We start from the raw sequence: 5,108 nt of genomic DNA on the forward strand, positions 1-5,108 counted from the left end.
GCCCCAGTCGAGCAGCGCGCGCCCGCCGAGCGCCGCCGCCGCCTCCGCCACCGCCGGCCCGGCGGAGGGACGGACGGAGATGCGCCAGACGGCCTCCTCCGCCCGCACGGCGAGCGGCGCGGCGTCGCGGACCTCGCGCCAGAAGGCGCGGCTCGCCTCTCCTTCGAGCATCGTGACGGTGCCGAAGCCCTGCATCGACTCGCGCAGCCGGCCGGTGCGATACGCCACGGAGGAGGCGAAGTCCTCGATCCGCAGCGCGGCGAGGGCGGGCTCTCCGGGGAGGACCGCCGCGCCGCTGACGCCGAAGGGGCTGCCGAGGCCCGCGGAAAGCGCGCGCACGCCGGTCGCCATGTCCGGCACCGCGACCAGCAGCGTCGCCGCCGCCTCCGGCGCGGGCAGCACCTTGAGCGTGATCTCCGTCATCACCCCGAGCGTGCCGTAGGACCCTGCCAGCAGCTTGCACAGGTCGAGCCCGGTCACGTTCTTCAGCACGCGCCCGCCGGAGCGGAGCACCTCCCCCTCCCCGTTCACGAAGCGGATGCCGAGGACGTGGTCCCGCATCGCGCCCCACGCGATGCGCCGCGGCCCGGAGAGATTCGCCGCGACGATGCCGCCGAGCGTCGCCGGCCGGTCGCTGCCATCCGGCACGGGATCGTTTCGCGCGCCATCCGGCGTGGGATCATTTCGCGCGCCATCCGGCGCGACGCCGAAGATCGCGCGCGTGTCGGGCGGCTCCGCGATCAGGTGCTGGCCCTTCTCGGCGAGCGCGGCCTCGATCTCCGGGATGGGCGTGCCGGCGCGGGCGGAAAGGACGAGCTCCGCCGGGCTGTACAGCGTGATGCCGGTCAGGTTGCGCGTGGACAGCGTGCGCGCCGCCTGCACCGGCCGCAGCAGGCCGCGCTTGGATCCGTTGCCTTCGACGGCGATCGGCTCGCGCGCGGCATGGGCGGCGGCGATGGCGGCGGCGATGCCCGCTTCGTCCGCCGGGGCGAGCATGGTGTCGGCGTCGCGAGTCACGCTCCGCTCCTCGGCTTTGCCTGCGGGGCCCCGCGACCGCGTCGCCCACTCATTCCGCGGCGAGCGGCACCGGCGCGCCCTCCAGCGGGAAGACCTTCGACGGGTTCAGCAGCCATTGCGGGTCGAAGGCGGTCTTGATTCGGCGCTGCTGGTCGAGCTCGCGCGGCCGGAACTGCACGGTCATCAGGTCGCGCTTCTCCACGCCGACGCCGTGCTCGCCGGTCAGGCAGCCGCCGACCTCGACGCAGAGCTTCAGGATGTCAGCGCCGAAGGCCTCGGCGCGATGGAAGGAATCCGGGTCGTTGGCGTCGAACATGATGAGCGGGTGCAGGTTGCCGTCCCCGGCGTGGAAGACGTTGGCGACAGCGAGGCGGTATTGCTCGCTCATCTCCCCGATGCGCTTCAGCACGTTCGGCAACTGGCTCGTCGGAATGGTGCCGTCCATGCAGAGGTAGTCGGGGCTGATGCGACCGACCGCGCCGAAGGCGCCCTTGCGGCCCTTCCAGATCGCCAGCGACTGCTCGGCGCTCTCGGCGACCTTCAGGCTGATCGGGTCGAAGCGGGCGCAGATCTCCTTGATGCGGGCCAGAAGCTCGTCCTGCTCGGCCTCGCTGCCCTCGACCTCGATGATCAGCATCGCCTCGGCGTCGAGCGGGTAGCCCGCATGGGCGAAGGCCTCGCAGGCGTGGATGCAGGGCTTGTCCATGAACTCGAGCGCGACGGGGATGATGCCCGAGCCGATGATGGCATCCACCGCGGCGCCGGCGATCTCGATTCCGTTGAAGGCCGCGAGCATGGCGCGCGCGCCCTCGGGGCTGCGCAGGATCCGCACCGTCACTTCCGTGACCATGCCGAGCTGCCCCTCGGAGCCGGTGATGATGCCGAGCCAGTCATAGCCCGCGGCATCGAGATGCGCGCCGCCGATGTCGATGACCTCGCCCTCGATCGTCACGAACTTCACGCCGAGCAGGTTGTTCGCGGTGACGCCGTATTTCAGGCAATGCGCGCCGCCGGAGTTCATCATCACGTTGCCGCCGATCATGCAGGCCAGCTGCGACGACGGGTCGGGCGCATAGAAGAAGCCGTCGCCCTCGACCGCCTTGGTGATGCCGATGTTGGTGACGCCCGCCTCGACCACGGCGAAGCGATCCTCGAGGTCGATCTCCAGGATGCGGTTCATGCGCATCAGGCCGATGACGACGGCATCGGCCATCGGCAGCGCGCCACCGGACAGCGAGGTCCCGGCCCCGCGCGGCACCACGCGCACGCCGTTGCAGTGGCAATAGCGCAGCACGGCGGCGACCTGCTCGGTGGTGCGCGGGAGCACGACCGCGAGCGGGACCTGGCGATAGGCCGCAAGCCCGTCCGTCTCGTAGGGCTTCAGCCGCGTCGCATCGCTGATGACGCCGTCCCCCGGCACCAGGGCATGGAGTGCGGCGACGATCTCCTCCCGGCGGGCCAGGATCTCGGGCTTGGGGGCGGGCTGCGCGATCACGGCGGCGATCCTTTCGATGCACGGAAGATGCGCATCCGCAGCGCGCCCCGCAAGCGCTGCAAGACGGGCGATTGCGCCCGCGCGGCGGCCCGCGCAACCTCAGCCATGGACACCGGCGCTGGTGCCGGGCGGGGAGACCGAGACGGATGCGCAGAACCCTGATCACCGCCGCGCTGCTGGCGACGATCGCCACCCCTGCCCTGGCCCAGCGCCAGGGACCGTATTCGGTCGAAGGCCAGGGGGCGGACGGCCAGCGCTACCAGGGCAGCGTCATGCTGCAGCCGACGGGGCAGAACACCTGGCGCGTGACCTGGCGCGTCGGCTCCGACACGGCCGACGGCGTCGGCCTGCTGATCCCGGAAGGACCGCTGCTGGTGGTGGGGTACGTGATGGCGGGGCGGGAGATCGGCGTGGCCGCCTATGCCGTCCAGCCGGACGGCAGCCTGCAGGGCACCTGGACGCAGGGCACAGGTGGAGGCGTCGGCACGGAAGTCATGACCCCCGCCGGCGGCAGCGGGGGCATGCCCCGGAAATAGCAAGGGGGGCCAGGCCCCCCTTCGCGCAACGCATCGGGCCGGGGCGCGAAGCCCCGGCGGCGCGTCAGCCCTGGCGGGCCTTCAGGCGCGGGTTCTTCTTGTTGATCACGTAGACGCGGCCGCGGCGGCGCACCAGCACGCAGTTCTTGTCGCGGGTCTTCGCAGTCTTCAGGGAATTGCGGATCTTCATGGCTTACCTCGTGAGGGGGCGCTTCTAGGGGGGGTAACGGCGCCCGTCAACCTCATGAAAAGGTCGGGGGGAAGAGAACTTCCCCCCGAACCCCCCAACCTTCTTTGGTACCTGGGGACTTACGGCGGAGGGCGGCGCCCGGCGATCTTCATTCTGCGGCGGCGCGCAGGAAGCCGTCCCGCGTCTGCGGCAGTTTCCGGCCGAGGATCTGCTCGGCCACCTGCGTCCGCAGCACCTGCGCCGTGCCGCCGGCGATCGCGAACATCCGCGCGTCGCGCACGTAGCGTTCCATCGGGTTGTCCCGCGAATAGCCCGCGGCACCCCAGACCTGCAGCGCCTGGTTGGTGACGCGAATCGCCATGTCCGCCGCCATCACCTTGGCCTGCGCGGCCGCCAGCCGGTCCGGGAAGCCGTTCGGCCCGGCCGAGCGCGCCGCCCGCCAGACCAGCGCGCGGGAAGCCTCGATGTCGATCGACATGTCCGCGAGCATCCAGGCGAGTCCCTGGAATTCCGCGATCGGCCGCCCGAACTGGCGGCGGTCCTGCGCGCGGGCCAGGGCATGGTCGTAGGCGCCGGCCGCGAGCCCGAGCGCCACCGTCGCCGCCCCCACCCGCTGGCCGTTATAGGCATCCATCAGCCGCCCGAAGCCGCGCGCCCAGCCGCCGGGCGGGCGCAGCACCATCGAATCGGGCACCATCAGGCCGCGCATGGTCACGTCCGCCTCGGGCATGCCGCGCAGGCCCATGGACGGGATGCGCTTCGCCTCCATGCCTGGGGGCATGCCCTCCCCGTCGCGCACGACGATGAAGCCGCCGATGCCCTTCTCCTCCCCGTCCTCGACGGCGCGGGCGAAGATCAGATGGAGGCGGGAGATGCCGCCGCCGGTGATCCAGGTCTTGTCGCCGTCGATCACCCAGGAATCGCCATGCCGCACCGCGCGGGTGCGCATCTCGGTGGCGGCGGAACCCGCCTCGGGCTCGGTGATCAGGATGGCGGGCTTGTCGCCCCGCAGCACGAGATCCGCGGCGACCTTCTTCTGGGCGTCCGTGCCATAGGCCATGATGGCGCCGACCGCGCCCATGTTGGCCTCCACCGCGATGCGGCCGGAGACGGCGCAGGCCTTGGAGAATTCCTCGATGACCAGCACGGCGTCGAAATAGGACAGGCCCGGCCCGCCCCATTCCTTCGGGACCGTCAGGCCGAGGAAGCCGGCCTCGGTCATGCGGCGAACCATCGGCCAGGGGTATTGCTCGGAACGGTCGGTGGCGGCGGCCTGGGCCGCGGCCTCCTGCGCCACCTCGCGCGCGCGGTCGCGCAGCCGCGCCTCCGCCTCGGTCAAGCCATGCATTCCCGTCATCCTCCCCTGATGCGCCGCTCGATCGCCTCGGTCGCGGCGCCATCCAGGCGCAGCGCGCGGGCGAAGCCGTCCAGCCACGCGCGCTCGGAGCCCTCGATCGCAGCCGCCCCCGCCACCGCGGCGGCATAGACCTGCGCCGCAAGCATCGGGTCGCGTGCTTCCCGCGCCAGGTCCTCCGGCGTGACGCTGCGGTCGAACTCGGCCAGCACCGCGTCGCGCGCGGCGGCGCCGAGGCCGGCCGCGTCCAACTGGCCGGCGATGCGCTCGCGCTCGGAGGAATCGACATGCCCGTCGGCCTTCGCCGCGGCGATCATGGCGCGGAGCATCAACAACCCCTCGCGTTCCTCGGCGGGGATCGGCGGCGCCGGGGGCATGCCCGGCACGGGCGCCCAGCCCTCCGGCGCCGGCTTGCCCTGCGGCGTGTCGCCCCAGGGGCCCGTTGGAGGCACGCTGTCGCCCCCGCGTGTAGACCTCGCCCCGGGCAGCGGCGCGGGCTTGCCCGCCGGCGCCCCG

General features: G+C 72.3%; 6 protein-coding genes. 1 reads left to right on the forward strand and 5 read right to left on the reverse strand.

Annotated elements, in window-relative coordinates; all coding sequences use genetic code 11:
• A partial coding sequence (locus GXW76_RS24825; RefSeq protein WP_338151039.1) for an FAD-binding protein occupies positions 1–1,017 on the reverse strand: 1,017 nt, incomplete at its 3' end.
• A gap of 49 nt (positions 1,018–1,066) precedes the next feature.
• On the reverse strand, positions 1,067–2,512 hold the full coding sequence (locus GXW76_RS24830; RefSeq protein WP_211864822.1) for an FAD-linked oxidase C-terminal domain-containing protein: 1,446 nt from the start codon (positions 2,510–2,512) through the stop codon (positions 1,067–1,069).
• Between the two features lie 146 nt (positions 2,513–2,658).
• Here GXW76_RS24830 and GXW76_RS24835 point away from each other — a divergent pair, with 146 nt between their 5' ends.
• On the forward strand, positions 2,659–3,048 hold the full coding sequence (locus GXW76_RS24835; protein WP_211864823.1) for a hypothetical protein: 390 nt from the start codon (positions 2,659–2,661) through the stop codon (positions 3,046–3,048).
• 64 nt (positions 3,049–3,112) lie between these two features.
• Here the strand turns inward: GXW76_RS24835 and ykgO are convergent, their stop codons facing one another.
• From ykgO to GXW76_RS24850, 3 genes are all read right to left on the reverse strand, one after another.
• Positions 3,113–3,238 (reverse strand): type B 50S ribosomal protein L36, encoded by a 126-nt coding sequence (gene ykgO / locus GXW76_RS24840; RefSeq protein ID WP_137125466.1) that lies wholly within the window; start codon positions 3,236–3,238, stop codon positions 3,113–3,115.
• 148 nt (positions 3,239–3,386) lie between these two features.
• Positions 3,387–4,586, reverse strand: a complete 1,200-nt coding sequence (gene acdA, locus GXW76_RS24845; RefSeq protein WP_211864824.1) for a 3-sulfinopropanoyl-CoA desulfinase — start codon at positions 4,584–4,586, stop codon at positions 3,387–3,389.
• Positions 4,587–4,591: 5 nt separating this feature from the next.
• Positions 4,592–5,108: DUF533 domain-containing protein (locus GXW76_RS24850; protein ID WP_211864825.1), on the reverse strand; the 517-nt coding region annotated here is incomplete at its 5' end.

This window comes from Neoroseomonas soli, assembly GCF_018129065.1.
GTDB lineage: Bacteria > Pseudomonadota > Alphaproteobacteria > Acetobacterales > Acetobacteraceae > Neoroseomonas > Neoroseomonas soli.